18 protein-coding genes are annotated in these 16,603 nt (G+C 58.9%); 17 read left to right on the top strand and 1 reads right to left on the bottom strand.

The annotated features are described in order from the left end of the window. The first annotated feature begins 206 nt into the window (after positions 1 to 206). The 16 genes from AC13RM_RS20040 to folD all read left to right on the top strand — a co-directional run bounded on the left by AC13RM_RS20040 (position 207) and on the right by folD (position 13,856). The gene (locus AC13RM_RS20040) at positions 207 to 428 is read left to right on the top strand and encodes a hypothetical protein (RefSeq protein WP_285174548.1); all 222 of its coding nucleotides are present in this window, start codon (positions 207 to 209) and stop codon (positions 426 to 428) included. 24 nt (positions 429 to 452) lie between these two features. Further along, positions 453 to 1,958 carry a flagellar hook-associated protein FlgK gene (flgK, locus tag AC13RM_RS20035; protein ID WP_113229300.1) on the top strand — a complete coding sequence of 502 codons (1,506 nt, stop codon included), beginning with the start codon at positions 453 to 455 and terminating at the stop codon, positions 1,956 to 1,958. A gap of 3 nt (positions 1,959 to 1,961) precedes the next feature. Next, positions 1,962 to 3,011, top strand: a complete 1,050-nt coding sequence (locus tag AC13RM_RS20030) for a flagellar hook-associated family protein (RefSeq protein WP_113229299.1) — start codon at positions 1,962 to 1,964, stop codon at positions 3,009 to 3,011. Between the two features lie 37 nt (positions 3,012 to 3,048). Next, positions 3,049 to 3,396: a flagellar biosynthesis regulator FlaF gene (gene flaF / locus AC13RM_RS20025; protein ID WP_075855158.1), complete on the top strand. Its 348-nt coding sequence runs from the start codon at positions 3,049 to 3,051 to the stop codon at positions 3,394 to 3,396. Next, positions 3,393 to 3,845 (top strand): flagellar biosynthesis repressor FlbT, encoded by a 453-nt coding sequence (gene flbT / locus AC13RM_RS20020; protein ID WP_092709151.1) that lies wholly within the window; start codon positions 3,393 to 3,395, stop codon positions 3,843 to 3,845. Before flaF ends, flbT begins: the two co-directional genes overlap by 4 nt. Continuing rightward, a complete protein-coding gene (gene flgD, locus AC13RM_RS20015; RefSeq protein ID WP_113229298.1) occupies positions 3,833 to 4,333 on the top strand; it encodes a flagellar hook assembly protein FlgD in 501 nt (166 codons plus the stop codon). Before flbT ends, flgD begins: the two co-directional genes overlap by 13 nt. Before the next feature lie 29 nt (positions 4,334 to 4,362). Further along, positions 4,363 to 4,629, top strand: coding sequence for a flagellar biosynthesis protein FliQ (gene fliQ, locus AC13RM_RS20010; protein ID WP_015338826.1), 267 nt, complete (start codon positions 4,363 to 4,365; stop codon positions 4,627 to 4,629). A gap of 152 nt (positions 4,630 to 4,781) precedes the next feature. After that, positions 4,782 to 6,869 carry a flagellar biosynthesis protein FlhA gene (gene flhA, locus AC13RM_RS20005; protein WP_113229297.1) on the top strand — a complete coding sequence of 696 codons (2,088 nt, stop codon included), beginning with the start codon at positions 4,782 to 4,784 and terminating at the stop codon, positions 6,867 to 6,869. After that, entirely contained in the window at positions 6,866 to 7,618 is a 753-nt protein-coding gene (fliR, locus tag AC13RM_RS20000) for a flagellar biosynthetic protein FliR (protein ID WP_069611338.1), read from the top strand. The genes flhA and fliR overlap by 4 nt, the downstream gene beginning before the upstream one ends. A gap of 58 nt (positions 7,619 to 7,676) precedes the next feature. Continuing rightward, complete coding sequence (locus tag AC13RM_RS19995) at positions 7,677 to 8,093, top strand: hypothetical protein (RefSeq protein ID WP_488555446.1); 417 nt, start codon at positions 7,677 to 7,679, stop codon at positions 8,091 to 8,093. A 134-nt stretch (positions 8,094 to 8,227) separates the two neighbouring features. Continuing rightward, a complete protein-coding gene (locus AC13RM_RS19990; protein ID WP_113229296.1) occupies positions 8,228 to 8,824 on the top strand; it encodes a rod-binding protein in 597 nt (198 codons plus the stop codon). Positions 8,825 to 8,838: 14 nt separating this feature from the next. After that, positions 8,839 to 9,207, top strand: coding sequence for a hypothetical protein (locus AC13RM_RS19985; RefSeq protein ID WP_113229295.1), 369 nt, complete (start codon positions 8,839 to 8,841; stop codon positions 9,205 to 9,207). Next, positions 9,204 to 9,731 (top strand): hypothetical protein, encoded by a 528-nt coding sequence (locus AC13RM_RS19980; protein ID WP_113229294.1) that lies wholly within the window; start codon positions 9,204 to 9,206, stop codon positions 9,729 to 9,731. The genes AC13RM_RS19985 and AC13RM_RS19980 overlap by 4 nt, the downstream gene beginning before the upstream one ends. A 252-nt stretch (positions 9,732 to 9,983) precedes the next feature. After that, a complete protein-coding gene (locus tag AC13RM_RS19975; protein WP_374824852.1) occupies positions 9,984 to 10,823 on the top strand; it encodes a WecB/TagA/CpsF family glycosyltransferase in 840 nt (279 codons plus the stop codon). Positions 10,824 to 10,922: 99 nt separating this feature from the next. Beyond that, complete coding sequence (locus tag AC13RM_RS19970) at positions 10,923 to 12,839, top strand: GumC family protein (protein WP_374824813.1); 1,917 nt, start codon at positions 10,923 to 10,925, stop codon at positions 12,837 to 12,839. A 117-nt stretch (positions 12,840 to 12,956) separates the two neighbouring features. Beyond that, positions 12,957 to 13,856, top strand: a complete 900-nt coding sequence (folD, locus tag AC13RM_RS19965; protein WP_440478970.1) for a bifunctional methylenetetrahydrofolate dehydrogenase/methenyltetrahydrofolate cyclohydrolase FolD — start codon at positions 12,957 to 12,959, stop codon at positions 13,854 to 13,856. 7 nt (positions 13,857 to 13,863) lie between these two features. On the opposite strand, the gene AC13RM_RS19960 is transcribed toward folD, so the two are convergent. Further along, on the bottom strand, positions 13,864 to 14,895 hold the full coding sequence (locus AC13RM_RS19960) for a substrate-binding domain-containing protein (protein ID WP_374820021.1): 1,032 nt from the start codon (positions 14,893 to 14,895) through the stop codon (positions 13,864 to 13,866). Positions 14,896 to 15,207: 312 nt separating this feature from the next. Here AC13RM_RS19960 and AC13RM_RS19955 point away from each other — a divergent pair, with 312 nt between their 5' ends. Then, complete coding sequence (locus AC13RM_RS19955) at positions 15,208 to 16,569, top strand: ABC transporter substrate-binding protein (protein WP_285174524.1); 1,362 nt, start codon at positions 15,208 to 15,210, stop codon at positions 16,567 to 16,569. Positions 16,570 to 16,603 lie beyond the last annotated feature (34 nt).

Below are 16,603 nucleotides of genomic sequence, written 5' to 3'. Positions count from 1 at the left end.
TCGGATCGACATGGCGCCGGAAGGTACGTTGTTCCTTACCATTTCGGCGTGCAACAGCCGGCAGCATGGTCGCCTGATGACGCTCTTGACGAAGCTTTTCGCGATGATCGGTTTTTCGTCCTCTCAGACAGCTTCACGCAAGGCCCGCCACCTACTCTCAGTCGTATGAAGGATAACGAGGATTCCAGATGAGGAATTTCGGCAGCATGAGGACCGCACTTGCGGAAGCGGATACGCAGGCAACTCGCCTCGGCGTCGCTTTGGGCGACGATGCTCTCGTCTTGCGTCATGTTCGCGGGAGGGTATTGCCGGTTCGTTCCGGTGATCGTCCATCCGCTGCCAATGACAATCTGGTCTATTTCGCCGGCCTTGCTCTGACAGGCTATTCCGACACTTCCTGCGCGCCTTCGGCCAATCTGCCGCGCTAAAACGAATAGGGTATCGAGTCAGTCATGTCGCTCACAACAGCTCTCAACAACGCGCAGGCAATATTCAACAATACCGGCACGCAGAGCAGCGTCGTGTCGAACAATATCGCCAATGCCAACAACGCGAATTATTCGCGTCGTCAGGCGGTGGTGACGACCAACATGGCTGGCGCTCAGGTGGTGCAGATTGCCCGCAGCAGCGAACCGGCGCTACAGAAAGCCTATCTCAGCTCGGCCTCGTCAGATTCCGCACAGCAGCTGCTGCTGAACGCCTACAGCAATCTTCAGTCGGCCACGCTCGGCGGCAACGACAACGAGATCGCGCCGGCGACCTATCTGTCGGCATTTCAGGATGCGATGCAGAATTATGCGGGATCGCCGTCCAACGCTACGGCGGCGCAATCTGCAATCAATGCGGCTCAGAGCCTGGCGACATCGCTCAACAATGCCACGGCGGCAGTGCAGAGCGCCCGTACCGACGCCGACAAACAAATCAGCTCCGACGTCGATACGCTGAACAGTCTGCTAAAGCAGTTCCAGACCGCCAACGATGCGGTGAAATCGGCAACGACCACCGCTGGCCCGACATCGAGCGCCCTTGCCGACGCGATGGACCAGCGCGATTCGATCCTGAACCAGATTTCGAAGATTGTCGGCGTGACAACCGTGACGCGCGGCAACAACGACATGGCGCTCTATACCACGAGCGGGACGACCCTGTTCGAGACCATTCCGCGCTCGGTCACGTTTCAGCCGACGAATACTTATACAGCTGACGTTTCCGGGCCGGGCAACAGTGTCTATATCGACGGAGTTGCACTGACCTCCGGCCAGGGTGCGAATACGACCGCGCAGGGCACTCTTCAGGCAGCGCTTCAGATCCGTGATGACGTCGCACCGACCTACCAGAAACAGCTCGATGAAATGGCGCGAGGGCTGGTTACGATTTTCGCGGAAAAATATAGCGGTTCCAGCGAGCCAACCAAGCCAGGCCTGTTTACCTGGAGCGGTGGCAGCGTTCCGACTGGTTCCACCGCAGTCGCGGGTATGGCCGGCTCGATAACCGTTAATCCGAAATTAATCACATCCCAAGGTGGCGACCCGACATTATTGCGTGACGGTGGTATCAATAATTTCGTCGACAGCAGCGGTGTCGCGCATAACGGGTATACCGTAAATACCAGCGGTGATAGCGGCTATTCCACACAGCTCGATGCCTATATCACCGCCATGAACACGAAGATGGCGTTCGATCCCAACGCGGGCTCCGACACCAGTGCCACGCTCATGGATTATTCAGCGAACTCCATCGGTTGGCTCGAGGGTCAGCGCAGCACGGCAACGACCGCAGCGGAAAATACCTCTGCTGCTCTTTCGCGCTCCTCGAGCGCCTATTCGAATGCGACCGGCGTCAATCTCGATGAGGAACTGACGCTGATGATGGATATCGAGCAGTCCTACAAGGCTGGAACGAAGATATTGAACACCGTCAACGAAATGCTCCAATCGGTACTGGATATTGTGAGATAAGCCATGAAACTTTCTTTCATTTCGAGCACGGCCATTCAGAACGCCATGCGCCAGACGATTCGTCAGGCGCAGAATGAGATGACGAGCGCTTCGACGGAGGCGACCACGGGCGTCTATGCCGACATCGGAGTAGCGCTTGGCAGCAGCACGTCGCTGAATGTGAATCTGACGCGGGACGTGTCCCGCATCGATTCCATTCTCAGTAGCAACTCCATTGCGAACCAGCGCATGACGACGTCGCAAACCGCCTTGACCGGTATGGGCACGCAAGCGCAGAACCTGATGGACCAGCTTGTGGCGCTGAGCGGCAACACCGATGGCAGCAGCGTCGCCCTGGCACAGCAGACTGCGTCGTCGACCCTGTCGAATGTCATCGCTTCCGCCAATACGATGGTCAATGGCGAGTATCTCTTTGCCGGAACCAACACCGACGTCCAGCCGATGACGGATAATTCCTCGGCAACGAACGCGGATATTCAGGCGCAGCTTGCGACTTACATGGCAAATCAATCACCGCCGGTAACCGCATCGACCATATCTGCAGCCCAGATAAACGATTTCATCACCAATACCGTCGCGCCGATGTTCACGTCGGACAGCGGCTGGTCGAGTTGGTCGAGCGCGTCCGATCAAAATATGACGAGCCGCATCAATAATTCGGAAGTCATCGAAACCTCGACGAACTCGAATTCATCTGGCATGCGGTATCTGGCGCTGGCGACCAGCGTGACCAATGCTCTGATGGGCACGCCGCCCGGTCTCAATCAAAGTGCGGCGAACGCCGTCACGCAGCAGGCCATCAGCTATACGCGTCAGTCGATCGACGGGTTGAACAGCCAGGCAAGTCAGCTAGGCCTCTCGCAGTCGCGCCTGTCGGATGCGAATACGACGCTGAATGCCCAGAAGACCATTCTCAACACCAGTATCGGTGACTTGACCGGGGTCGATCCCTATGAGGCATCGACCAAGGTCAACAGTCTCCAGACCCAGCTCGAAACGGCTTACACGATTGTTTCCAAGATCCAGCAGTTAAGCCTTGTAAATTACCTTTGATGATCAAAGGGAAGTAATGACCAGGAAGGATGCATGAATGTATCAGTTCTCATATGCGGAAGTCATGCAGGATGCAGTGGCCGACGCCAAGGAACGAGAACGACAAGTTCTGGACCGGTCGGTAGCTCTTCTCTCTGCGGCCCGTGATGCGGGGAAATACGGCCGTGAAGCGATCGAGGCTCTCTTCTATACGCGACGCCTATGGGTAAGCTTTGTCGAGGATCTCAAAAGCCCGGAGAACCAGCTCAACGTCGAGTTGCGCGCCAATCTGATTTCGATCGCCATCTGGATATTGAAGGAATGCGAGCGGATCAGACGGCGCCAGTCGGAAAACTATCAAGGCATCATCGATGTCACCACCATCATCAGGGATGGACTTAAATGAAAAGTACGCTTCGCATATCGCTTAAAGCCGGGGAAAAGATCTTTATCAACGGGGCCGTCCTGCGCGTCGACCGCAAGGTTGCTCTGGAATTCCTGAATGATGTGACATTCCTGCTCGAGAACCACGTGCTCCAACCGGAGGACGCGACGACGCCCTTGCGTCAGCTCTATTTCATCGCGCAGATGATCCTCATCAATCCGGAAGGCAAGGAACAGTCGACGGCGATGTTCCGCAAGTCGATCGTTATGCTGCTGTCGTGCTTCCACAATGAGGAAGTGCTGGCCGAACTCAAGCGCATAGACGGTCTCGTCGCCACCGGCCGCGCCTTCGATGCGCTGAAGGCGATCCGCGGCCTTTACCCGATCGAGGATCATATTCTGAACAGCCAGGAAATGCCGGCGGCGACGATCGAGCACATCCGCCGGGAGATCGCCCCATGGCAGCGGTAGACAGCGTTGGCAGCAGCACCAGCACTTCGAACACTGCCAGCAATGCTGCCGCCGCATCCGCAAAGGCTACTTTGAACTATAACGATTTCCTGCAGCTCCTCATCGCGCAGATGAAGAACCAGGATCCGACCAGTCCGATGGATGCCAGCCAGCAGATTTCCCAGCTGGCGAGCTTCTCTCAGGTCGAGCAGCAAATCCAGACCAACTCGCATCTGGAAACCGTGCTGCAGAACCAGTGGATCTCGCAGGCCTCCGATTATATCGGCAAGCAGATCATGAGCGCTGACGGCAAGACCACCGGCACGATCAAGCAGGTAAGCGTCTATACGGATGGTATCATCGCCGAAACAAATGCCGGCGACAAGATTCTGATCCAGGCCGGCGTGACGATCGCTCCGGCAGGCACGACCATTGATACCACGGCCACGTCGAGCGATAGTAGCAGCAGTGATTCGTCGTCGAATACGGATCAGACCAGCGGCACATGATGTGCCGCTGAACCGGGAGTGGACAGGTTATGAATGAAGCCGATGCATTGGATATTTTCCAGGCGGCGATCTGGACGGTGCTTGTGGCTTCCGGTCCGGCTGTCATCGCCGCCATGGTCGTCGGTTTGGTGATCGCGCTGATCCAGGCGCTGACCCAGGTGCAGGAGGCGACCTTGACCTTCGTGCCGAAGATCGTCGCCGTCATGGTCACGATCGGCATCTCGGCGCCATTCGTCGGCGCGCAAATTTCGATCTTCACCAACCTCGTCTTCTCCCGCATTCAATCGGGCTTCTAGCGAGAGAAGGTCCGAAGGCCGCAGCGGCCTTTGGCTACGAGCATCGATGGCCATAGGCCATGCTCGCGCAAGCTTCGGCTTCTAATGCTCGGTTCCAATAGGGCAGGCGGTTCGGCCGTTTGCCACCTCTCATGAAGAGACGGAACCGGTCGATGGCACAACCACCCGCAATAGCACTTCCCAAAGCCAATCCCAGCATACGCGATATCGGGTTTGCCCTCGGTATCATGGTCATCCTGTGCGTGCTGTTCCTGCCGATCCCGCCGTTTCTGATCGACCTTGGACTGGCTTTCTCGATCGCGCTCTCCGTGCTGATCCTCATGGTGGCGCTCTGGATCAAGAAGCCGCTGGAATTTTCGTCCTTCCCGACGATCCTGCTGATCGCCACGATGACGCGTCTGGCGCTGAACATCGCCACGACCCGCGTCATCCTTTCGCATGGCTATGAGGGGCACGATGCCGCCGGCGGCGTCATCGCCGGCTTTTCCAGCCTGGTCATGTCGGGTGATTTCGTCATCGGTTTGATCGTCTTCCTCATCCTCATCACCATCAACTTCATCGTCATCACCAAGGGTGCGACCCGTATCGCCGAAGTTGGCGCCCGCTTCACCCTGGACGCCATCCCCGGCAAGCAGATGGCGATCGACGCCGATCTTTCCGCCGGCCTCATCGACGAGAAGGAAGCGCAGCGCCGCCGCCGCGAACTGGAGGAGGAAAGCTCCTTCTTCGGCGCGATGGACGGTGCCTCCAAGTTCGTGCGCGGCGATGCGGTCGCCGGCCTTCTGATCACTTGCATCAACGTCTTCGGCGGCATCATTATCGGCTATTTCCGTCATGGTATGCCGATCGGCCAGGCTGCGGACGTTTTCGTGAAGCTCTCCGTCGGCGACGGTCTGGTTTCGCAGATGCCGGCGCTCATCGTCTCTCTCGCTGCGGGCCTTCTCGTTTCGCGCGGCGGCACCGCCGGCTCCACCGACCAAGCCGTCGTCAATCAGCTGAGCGGCTATCCCCGCGCGCTCGCCGTCTCCGCAGTCCTCATGGGCATCCTGGCCATCATGCCCGGCATGCCATTCCTTCCCTTCGTTTTCCTCGGCGGCCTGATGGCCGCCGGCGCCTGGTTCATTCCGCGCCAGATCGAAGCCGAGAACAAGCTTCGCCGCGATGCCGAAGAGCAGAAGGTGATGCAGACGAAGGAAATGGAGAAGGATTCGGTCAAGTCAGTTCTGAAGACTGCCGAAATCGAACTGGCGCTCGGCAAGATCGTCTCCACCCGCCTGCTCGGCGCCCACCAGGAGCTCGCTTTCCGCGTCGGCAAGATGCGTAAGAAGTTCGCGACGCAATACGGTTTCGTCGTGCCGGAGATCAAGGTGATCGACGACATGGCGATTGCCGATAAGTCGTATCAGATCCGCATCCACGGCACGACGATCGCCTCCAACATGCTGCGCGTCGGCGAAGTGCTTGTCGTCACCGGTTCCGGCCGCAAGCCGACCGTTCCGGGCGACGAGATTCGCGAACCCGCTTTCGGCATGCCCGCCGTCTCCGTTCTCGAAGCCTTTACCGAGGATCTGAAGCGCGAGGGTTTCCAGCCGATCGACAACGTCTCGGTCGTGCTCACCCATATGAGCGAAGTCATCCGCAACAACCTGCCAGCGCTGCTGTCGTATAAGGACGTTAAGATATTGATCGAGCGTCTCGACCCGGAATACAAGAAGCTCGCCGACGAAATCTGCTCGTCGCACATGTCCTATTCCGGTCTGCAAGCCGTGCTGAAGCTGTTGCTCGCCGAACGCGTTTCGATCCGCAACCTGCATCTCATCCTCGAAGCCGTTGCGGAACTGGCGCCGCATGTGCGCAAGACCGAGCAGATCGTCGAGCACGTGCGCGTGCGCATGGCGCAGCAACTCTGCGGCGATCTGGCCGACAATGGCGTGCTGCGCGTCCTCAGACTCGGCAGCAAATGGGATCTGATTTTCCACCAGGCGCTGAAGCGCGACCAGAAGGGTGAAATCGTCGAATTCGACATCGACCCACGCAGCCTGGAAGAGTTCAGCGAGCAGGCCGGCAAAGTTATCCGTGAATACATGGACAGGGGCATGCCCTTCGTTCTTGTCACGTCGCCGGAAACGCGCTCCTATGTGCGCATGATCATCGAACGCCTGTTCGCGACCCTTCCGGTCCTGTCGCATGTGGAATTGGCCAAGGGGATCGAGATCAAGATTCTAGGTTCGATTTCATGATATCAGATCCCCAGGGGACCATTCTGGCGCTGTTCGTCGCCTTCTGCCGCATCGGCGGCTGCATGATGGTTCTCCCGGGATTTTCCTCCGGCCGTGTTCCTCCGCAGATCAGGCTGCTTCTTTCCGCGGCACTGACGATGGCGATCCTGCCATTGCTCTGGAATACGATCTATCCGCAGGTGTCGAAGGGCGATGCGAACTATATCGGCCTCATCTTCACCGAAACCGTCATCGGATTGATGTATGGGATGATGGCCAGGATCTATACGCTTGGCCTGCAATTCACCGGCACGGTCATATCGATGATGATCGGCTTCAACGCGCCCGGTGGCGCCGACATCATCGAGGAATCGAACGAAACATCGCTCACCAGCCTTGTCAGCTTTTGCGGGCTGATGATTCTCTTCATTATGGATTTTCACCATTATGTTTTGCAGGCGCTGGTCGATTCCTATTCGGTCATTCCCTTCGGCGGCCACATCGAGCCGCGCGCCGCGCTGATCTCGATTACGGATACGCTGGAGACGACCTTCTTCATCATGCTGCGGCTGGCAAGCCCCTTCGTGCTCTATGGCTTGATGTTCCAGATTTCCATCGGCTTCATCAACAAGCTGGCGCCGCAGATTCCGATCTATTTCATTTCCACGCCGTACCTGCTGATGGGAGGGCTGTTCATGCTCTATCTCAGCATCGCGGCCCTGGTCAGTCAGTTTTCCAGTGCGTTCCTCACCGTCTTTAACGGGCATTAGCCCGCAGGCGGACAGATGATGAAGCCCGATTCGGGCAGAGCCGGCGAGTAGGTAGACGATGGCGGAGAAAAACCGGTCCGAAAAACTGAAGCGCCTGGTCGCGGTGCAGCGCCATCTGGAACGGATGGCGGAAAATGAGCTTGCCGATACGACCCGGCAGCGCGCCGAAGTGACGGAAGCGATGGAGCGGGTCATGGTTGCCATTGGCTCGGTCGATCCTGTGCACATGGCATTCTCGATCCACTACGCCGAACGCTACGGTCGCCTGATGATCCGGGATCAACAGCTGGAAAGCATCCAGGCGCTCATTCAGATGAAGGTCCAGCAGGAGCGCACCAAGGCCGACAGGCTGGAAGAGCACATGAAGGATGCGCGCGAGCTCGAATTGCGAGAATCGGACGACAACGCCGTCTACGATATCATCGATCAGCGTTTCGCCGGAGCAACGCCAGCCTCCAGCAAGGTTCAAAAATAATAATCATCGCGATCATAGAGCAGGATTCGCAGCGGTGGGTTGCCGACCTGCTCCGACAGTTTGATTCGACATGTCCTGAGATGGGCGCTGGGCCGCGCATTTTCAGGGTATGCGAGAGCAGAAGGAGACGTGACGTGGCTATTTCGCCTCCGAGTGATTTGGTACTCGATGTCGTCAAGGCGGCAAATCCCGCAGATGTCGAGGCCGCGCAGGCCAAGCTTGCTGCCAATCGAGCCGCTTTTGCCGCCACCAGCCTGGCCGAAAACGGCAATGGTTTCGGCGCGGCGGTGGATGCGATGAACAGCGCCGCCACCCAAGCGGGCCTCGCCAATGCCAATACGCATGTGGCCGGAACCAAGGTCCCGCAGGCCTATCGCAAGTTCGAGTCCATGGTGCTGCAGAACTTCGTGAAGAACATGCTGCCGAGCAGCGAGACGCTCTACGGCAAGGGCTCGGCCGGCGAGATCTGGAAGGGCATGATGGCCGAGCAATTGGGCGACACGATCTCCAAGAACGGCGGCGTGGGCATCGCGGAAAAAATGTACAAGGAACAGGTCGACAAGATGCGCAATACCGGCGCCATCCATACAGCGACCGACGAGAACGACAAGAAGATGGCGCTCAGCGCGATTACCGATTTTCAGCGCAAGACGCTTGCCGCTGCCAATGCCGATAACGACGGCGACATCGGCATCACCAACCAGAATTCGTTGACGTCCCAGAAAGCATGAGCGAGGTAACAAACATGGAAATGATGTCGCAGGACTATCGGATCAAGTCTGTCCTTGGCCGCCTGGAGATGATTATCGACAATGAGAACAACCGGATCGGCGCCGATCCGGACTTCGATCTCAAGGTATCGAACGCACACAAGAGCCGCTGCCTCTATGAATTGTCGATGCTGTTTCGCGATACCGATCCGGCCGATCTCGCCGCCGCCCATATCGAGCAGCTGCACGATCTGAAGAAGAAGCTGGTTCTGAACGCCCGCCGCGTCGAGGCGCATCTCGAGGCCGTGCGCGCCGTCGCCGAGATTTTGAAGAATGCGGTGCAGAATGCCGACGCAGACGGCACCTATTCGCAGGAACAATTCCGCGTCCGTGAGGCCGGATGATCAAGCTCGTCATCACCGGCCTGTGGGTCTGCGCCGTGACATTGGCCTCGGTCTATTTTTCGGTGCAGGTGGCGACGGCGCCCGCGATCAGTCCTGATGACGCCAAGAAGGCGCAGCAGCAACTCGTCAAGGGCGAGTCGATCAACGTTCCCGTTATCGCCAACGGCCAGGTGACCGGCTATTTCCTGACGCGCATTTCCTTCATGATGGAAAAGGGTAAGGCGAATGCCATTCAGATACCTCTGCCGGAGCTGACGACCGATGAGCTCTTTTCGCTGCTGATCGGCAACAAGACGATCGATATCTCGCATGCGCAGAATTTCGACGTTGCCGCCTTCCGCGCCGATCTGAAGAAGCGGATGAACGAGCGGCTCGGTGGCGATTACGTCGCCGACGTGCTGATCGAACAGCTCGACTATCTCTCCAAGGAGGAAACCCACGGTGGGGAAAGTGTAGGCAAGAGAACGGTCAAGCCTGTCAAGATCGTGCAGGATGCGGCCAAGGACAAGGTGCCGGTCGAGTAATATCTCCCGGTTACAAGATGCCGGTCACGTACGAATGTAAGAAATATCTTACATTTAGCAGATATGCTTAACAGATCCCTGATGACATCGGACAAATTCAACCTTCCTTCCTAACGGAAAGTTGGATTTGTCTTGCTATAAACTCTCCCGAGCCATGCCTCACAGTCGCCGCACCGATGAACGGTGAGGGGCATGAGCTTTATGCGTACCGGCATCATGCGCGTCAGCGATGCCGGGCAGGAGGGTGTTGGATTGAACCAGGTAGCCGATTTTGCCCTCGTTGCGTCGCGCCGCATGATCTTCGATCTGCCGGTATGCGATCTGGGCTGGGATGACGCGCTGACTTTCGTCAACGAGCTTGCGTCCCTGCCGGTCGGACAGACTTCGATCTCCTTCGTCAATGCTCATAACATGCTCGTCATGCTGCGCGATGACAGCTACCGCAATGTCCTTGAGCATAATCTGGTTCTTCCCGACGGTGTTGGTCTCGACATCGCCTCGCGCGTCGCTCATGGTGAACCTTTCCCAGCCAATCTGAACGGCACGGATTTCGTGCCCGCGCTGCTGACATTCATGGAGCGGCCGAGACGGATCGGTCTCTTGGGCGGCAAGCGCTCCGTCGTCGAAAAGGCAGCGGAGAAATTTCGCCAACATGCCCCGTGGCACCAGTTTATCGTCGTATCGGACGGTTTCTTCGATCCGGCGCGGAGCCATGCCGTGACCGCGGAAATCAGCCGCCAGAAGATCGATGTGCTGATTGTCGGCATGGGCACGCCGTTGCAGGAAAAATGGGTTGCCGAACATGTCGGCCCGCAGCACGCACGCCTCGTCCTGACCGTCGGCGCCCTGTTCGATTTCATTTCGGAGACGGTGCCGCGCGCGCCGAGACTCGTGCGCGTAATGCGCGGCGAGTGGTTGTTCCGTCTGGTACTGGAGCCGAATAGGCTCTGGCGGCGCTACATGCTCGGCATACCGCTATTCCTCTATCAGGTTGTCAGGCATCAGTTTGGCCGCAAGGAGCGTGTCCTTCGCGCAGAGCCGCATCCCTTGCCGCAGCGGCATATCGCGCCGCCGAATAAATTAGCGAGCTAGTATTTGCGGGCTTGGCGTTAACTCTTTCTTTGGCATGAAATTTTAGAGTGGGTTAACCATTTGCATTGGTCTGTGACCATGTGCGCGAGATAACCCGCCATGTTTGAAAGCAAAGCCAGGACCGGATTCCACCCCGACGATGCGGAAACCCAAAAGGTTTCGCGGCGATCTGCCCGGCATATCTCCCCTTACGGTGAAGATGATGGCTTGGGTAGCGCGGTCGACCGACGCGCTGCCAACGCCGACGACCCACGGGATGCGGAATTGCGCGCCATCCTGCGCAGACGGTTGAACGGCGATCCCTATCCGGTGTCCGGTCGAAGATCGCCGGGGATCGGGACGGCGGCCGAGCAGGCGGAAGAGGTCTCACATGCCTACCGCTCGGAACGCCGCGAAATGCCGGAGCTGTCATCGGAGCCTGCGCCCGATTTGCTGGAATTCGTGCCTGATCTGCTTGAAGGCATAGGGGAGTTTCCGCGGCAGGCCGTCCCCGCTCCAGTTGTCGTTGAACAGGTATCTCGGGCCGGACGCTGGTCCCTCAGCTTCGGCGCCCTCTGTTTCATTGCCGCAACCGCGCTGACGGGTGCGGCTATTCCCATCCTGCTTGCCTCGCCGCCGCTCTATGTATCGCAGGCCGTTCTGCATGCGGAGGGCGAAGGTCGCGGGCGTCAGGCCCTGCTGGATGTTGCGGCGAAGCGTGTCGTTGCTCCGTCCGTATTGTCCGATATTGTCGCCAGGATGAAGCTTGACCGCGATCCGGAATTTACCGGCAGCCGGGCGGGTGCCCTCGGGGTTGCCGTCGAGCTGCTTTCCGGCAGCGGCAATGCATCCGACGCGCCGTCACGCGCGCAGGCCACGCTGCGCAAAGACATTGCCGTCGATATCGATAATCAGACGGGTCTGCTGCGCCTGATCGTTACATCGGGCGATCCCGCCAGATCGGCCGATATTGCCAACCGGCTTGTTATCGCTTCCCTTTATGATCCCGCTGTTGCAAAGGCGGCCGGTACGTCGCTTGGGGTAGAAACGGCGGCTGATCGCAGCCGAAAGGAGCTCGATCGCGCCTCCGCCGCTCTTGCCGAATTCAAGGCGCGCTATGGCGAAGACAGGATTGCTGCGGCGGAAGCGCTCCGGCAGCAGCGTCAGCAGCTGGATGTGCAGATAAAGGCAGCCGATCTGGCCGTACGCACCGCCAAGGCCCGTCTCACGGCCGTCAAATCGGCCACGCCGGCATCGGTGCTGAGCGGCGCATTGTCGGGCGATCTTTCGTCGGCGGGACTTGATGACTTGCGCAGCCGCTACAATGCCGCAAAGTCACAGCTAACGCAGCTCTCGGTGCAGCTCGGCCCGCGCCATCCCCGCCTGCTTGCACAGCAGGCCACCGTCGATGATCTCGCGGCCAATATGCGCAGCCAGCTGCAGCGGCTGGCCGTCAGCAGCGAAGCGGACGTAAAAGCTGCCCTGGAAAAGCAAGCCGCTCTCTCGGCGCAAATGACGGTCGCCAGTCAGACAGGGAGCGATGTCGACCTCGCTCGCCTCGGGCAGCTACAGGATGCCGTGACGACAGCGCAGAGCCGATATGAGACCGATCAGCAGAATGCTGGCATGATGATTTCCGAAGTCAGGCCGCCGCTGACAGTGTTGTCCCAGGCGGTCGCATCCGCCGCGCCGCTGGACGGTCATCTCGCGAGCAATCAGGCTGCGGGCTTCCTCGCCGGGCTTGGCCTGGCACTTTGCGCCGTATTCCTGCGCAAGTGGCTGGCCGGTGCGGAACTGGCAGAAGACCAAGCGACCGAGGAAAGCATCATGCCGATGGCTCACGCTTTGCCTCATGACGATGATATGGAGCTCACATCATTGCCGGCGATCGCGCCGGAGCCATCGGCTGCTCTTGTTTCCGGTGGTGCAGATCAGTTCGATATTGCGGACGAGTGGGGCCGCATCCAGCAGGAACTTGCATCCCTGCGTGCCAAAGTCGAAACCTACGCGGTACGCAGACATCCGGACCGCGCCTGATCGTCTCTTCGTTTTCCCTTGCAATTACCGCTTTCAGACACCATAGGGCGTTTGCAGGCCATTCCATAGAGCGGATGGCTTGTAGATTGCCAGCGAATTCATGATCGGGAGACGAGCGTGACGACAGTGATCGACGGGAAACAAGCGGCGGCTTCGGTGATCGAGGCCGTGAAGGCTGCAGCGGCGGGACTTGAAGCGGAGGCCGGGGTAAAGACTGGTCTTGCGGTCGTCATCGTCGGTGACGATCCGGCCAGCCACGCCTATGTGAACTCCAAGAGCAAGATGGCCAAGGAGTGCGGCTTCAAGTCGGTCCAGCACACGCTGCCGGCGGAAACGACGCAGGAAGCGCTCGCTGCCCTGGTGGCCTCGCTGAATGATGATCCCTCCATCCACGGCATTCTCGTCCAGCTGCCGCTGCCGAAGCATCTGGATTCCGATGCGATCATCCAGTCGATCCAGCCGGAGAAGGATGTCGACGGGTTGCATGTCGTCAATGCCGGCAAGCTTGCGACTGGCGATCTCGACACCGGGCTGATCTCCTGCACGCCGGCCGGCGCCATGCTGTTGGTACGTTCGATCCATGGCGAAGACCTGTCGGGTCTCAATGCCGTGGTCATCGGCCGCTCCAACCTGTTCGGCAAGCCGATGGCGCAATTGCTGCTTTCTGCCAATGCGACGGTGACGACGGCGCATTCGCGGACGAAGGACCTCGCCTCCGTTGCAAGGGGTGCCGATATCCTGGTGGCGGCCGTTGGCCGTCCGGAGATGGTCAAGGCCAACTGGATCAAGCCCGGTGCCACCGTCATTGATGTCGGCATCAACCGCATCGCGGCCCCTGAGCGGGGCGAGGGCAAGAGCCGGCTGGTGGGCGATGTCGCCTACGGTGAAGCATCCGAAATCGCTGCTGCGATCACCCCGGTTCCGGGTGGTGTCGGGCCGATGACGATCGCCATGCTGATGGCCAATACCGTCATCGCTGCCCATCGCGCCGCTGGTCGGAAACCGCCGAAATTCTAAAGTTATATCAATCGGCCGGCGCAACGCCGGTCGATGCGCGCACGATCAATTCCGCTTTCCATAATTCCTGTGCAGGAAATGTTTCCGTATGCTTGATTTCGCCGATCAGCCGTTCGGCGATGCGCACACCCGCTGCGCGCAGCGATGAGCGCGTGGTCGTCAGCGGCACGGTGAAGTTTTCCGGTTTGAGCAAGGTCAGCACGTCGTCGTGGGCGATCATCGAGATGTCCTCGCCGAGCCTGAGCTTTGCCTGATTAATGGCGCGAACGGCGCCGAGGGCCAGCACCGTGCTGGAACAAAGCACGGCTGTCGGTCGCTTCTCCTTTTCCATTTGCAGGATGCGTTCCATGGCTAACAAGCCCTGTTCATCCGTCATCGGCGTATGGCTGACGCAGGCTTCGTCGAGCGTCAGGCCACGCTCGGCAAGGGCTGCATCCATGCCGTTCTTCCGGCGAATGGCGAAATCGAAATAGATCGGGCCGTTCAAGAGGGCAAAGCGCCGGTGTCCGAGCTGCAGCAGCAGCTTCGTGGCGTCGTAGAAGGCGGCTTCATTGTCGATGTCGAGGAAAGGATAGTCGGGCTCGGAGCCTATGGAGCGTCCATGCACGAGGAAAGGCATGGATAGCGACTTCAGCATCTCCAGGCGCGGATCGTGGCCGCGCATATAATTGACGAAGAGGGCATCGACATTGCCGCTGGCCGCCAATCGCCTGAGGGCGCCGACCTCATCATTCGGATCCGCCGGCGTCAGGACGAAATGGAAGTCGTGCCGCAAGGCTTCCTCGCCGAGGCCGGTCAGAAACTCCGAGAAGTGCACATCCGAGGAATTGCCGGGCGAGGTCGGCATGACAAGCCCGATCGAGCCGGCCTTGCCAGTTGCAAGTCTTTGAGCTGCCTTATTGGGGCGATAGCCTGTTTCCCGAACCGCTTTGAGAACGCGCTCGCGAGTCTCGTGATTGACTTCCGGATATCCGTTCAACGCCCGGCTGACTGTCGTCTGCGACAGCCCCAGCATGTGCGATAGCTGCTTCAGATTCACGGTGTTTCGGCTCCTCCAACTGCATGCCGCCACGATGCCGAGACAACCTCCCGAAAAGTCTCAGGCTTTCAAAGCGCTTTCAATTATGTAGCAGCAGAAGCGTGGGAGACAAGATAATTAGTAAAAAATCGACATGCTTTCTCTGCTGCAGCGCGAGAATTGCTGTGTATACTGGCTGGAATCTGAAAATCGCTTGACTTTATCCCGCTCTCAATGGATGACAGACGTAGCCAAAGCGCTTTGAGGAAATGGGGCGCACAGCACAAAACAGTGTCTGGGCTCATGGGTTTCGTTATTTGGGAGGACAACCGCATGAAGAAAATGTTTCTTATGACCGTCGCTGCCGCCGCTCTGGTGGCCGGTACGGCGATGGCTGCCGATCTGAAGTTCCAGCCGGGCCAGGACTCCAAGTTCAACTGGAAGAGCTATGACGACTTCAAGGCGGCCCATGCCGACCTGAAGGGCGAGACGCTGACCATTTTCGGCCCCTGGCGCGGCGAGGACGAGGCTCTCTTCACCAGCATCCTGAACTATTTCACCGAAGCGACCGGCGTGAACGCCAAATATTCGTCCTCGGAAAACTACGAGCAGCAGATCGTCATCGACACGCAGGCTGGCTCGCCGCCGAACGTCGCCATTCTCCCGCAGCCGGGCCTGCTCGCCAACCTTGCCAGCAAGGGCTATCTGACGCCGCTCGGTGATGATCTCGCAAGCTGGGTCAAGACCAATTACGGTGCCGGCGACAGCTGGGTCGGCTACGGCACCTACAAGGGCAAGGACGGAAAGGACGCCTTCTATGCCTTCCCCTACAAGGCCGATCTGAAGTCGCTGGTCTGGTACGTTCCGGAAAACTTCGAGGAAGCCGGCTACAAGGTTCCGACGACCATGGAGGACCTGATCAAGCTTTCGGATCAGATCGTCAAGGATGGCGGCACCCCCTGGTGCATCGGCCTCGGTTCGGGCGGTGCGACCGGCTGGCCGGCAACCGATTGGGTCGAAGATCTGATGCTGCGCCTCAATACGCCGCAGGATTACGACCACTGGGTCGATAACTCGCTGAAGTTCAACGATCCGAAGGTCGTTGCCGCCATCGAGGAATTCGGCAAGTTCTCAAAGAATCCGAAATATGTTGCCGGCGGCGTTGCGGCCGTTGCCTCGACCGACTTCCGCGACAGCCCGAAGGGCCTCTTCACGGTTCCGCCGAAGTGCTACCTGCACAAGCAGGCATCCTTCATCCCATCCTTCTTCCCGGAAGGCACCAAGCTCGGCCAGGATGCGGACTTCTTCTACTTCCCGCCCAGCGCCGCGCATCCTGAACTCGGTAAGCCGGTTCTCGGCGCCGGCACGCTAGCAGCCATCACCAAGGATTCGAAGGCCGCCCGCGCCTTTATCCAGTTCCTCCAGACGCCGATCGCCCAGGAAGTCTGGATGGCCCAGTCCGGCTTCCTGACGCCGTACAAGTCCGTCAACACGGCTGCCTACGCCAATGACACGCTGCGCAAGGAAGGCGAAATCCTGACCACGGCCACCACGTTCCGCTTCGACGGTTCCGACCTGATGCCGGGCAAGATCGGTGCAGGCTCGTTCTGGACGGGCATGGTGGATTTCGTCGGCGGCAAGTCCGCTCAGGATGTAGCCGACGGTATCCAGAAGTCCTGGGACGCCATCAAGTAGGACATCATAGCCCTATCGCCGCCGGCAACTCGCC

The organism is Martinezella sp. CNPSo 3732, from assembly GCF_057784515.1.
Note: the sequence above shows the minus strand (reverse complement) of the source record. Positions and strands in the feature narration are given on the sequence as shown.

Coding starts and splice junctions, on each gene's coding strand:
- AC13RM_RS20030 (WP_113229299.1), top strand. CDS start 1,962: ATGAAACTTTCTTTCATTTCGAGCACGGCCATTCAGAACGCCATGCGC.
- fliR (WP_069611338.1), top strand. CDS start 6,866: ATGATATCAGATCCCCAGGGGACCATTCTGGCGCTGTTCGTCGCCTTC.
- AC13RM_RS20040 (WP_285174548.1), top strand. CDS start 207: ATGAGGACCGCACTTGCGGAAGCGGATACGCAGGCAACTCGCCTCGGC.
- fliQ (WP_015338826.1), top strand. CDS start 4,363: ATGAATGAAGCCGATGCATTGGATATTTTCCAGGCGGCGATCTGGACG.
- AC13RM_RS19980 (WP_113229294.1), top strand. CDS start 9,204: ATGATCAAGCTCGTCATCACCGGCCTGTGGGTCTGCGCCGTGACATTG.
- AC13RM_RS19995 (WP_488555446.1), top strand. CDS start 7,677: ATGGCGGAGAAAAACCGGTCCGAAAAACTGAAGCGCCTGGTCGCGGTG.
- flgD (WP_113229298.1), top strand. CDS start 3,833: ATGGCAGCGGTAGACAGCGTTGGCAGCAGCACCAGCACTTCGAACACT.
- AC13RM_RS19970 (WP_374824813.1), top strand. CDS start 10,923: ATGTTTGAAAGCAAAGCCAGGACCGGATTCCACCCCGACGATGCGGAA.
- AC13RM_RS19985 (WP_113229295.1), top strand. CDS start 8,839: ATGGAAATGATGTCGCAGGACTATCGGATCAAGTCTGTCCTTGGCCGC.
- AC13RM_RS19955 (WP_285174524.1), top strand. CDS start 15,208: ATGAAGAAAATGTTTCTTATGACCGTCGCTGCCGCCGCTCTGGTGGCC.
- flgK (WP_113229300.1), top strand. CDS start 453: ATGTCGCTCACAACAGCTCTCAACAACGCGCAGGCAATATTCAACAAT.
- flbT (WP_092709151.1), top strand. CDS start 3,393: ATGAAAAGTACGCTTCGCATATCGCTTAAAGCCGGGGAAAAGATCTTT.
- flaF (WP_075855158.1), top strand. CDS start 3,049: ATGTATCAGTTCTCATATGCGGAAGTCATGCAGGATGCAGTGGCCGAC.
- flhA (WP_113229297.1), top strand. CDS start 4,782: ATGGCACAACCACCCGCAATAGCACTTCCCAAAGCCAATCCCAGCATA.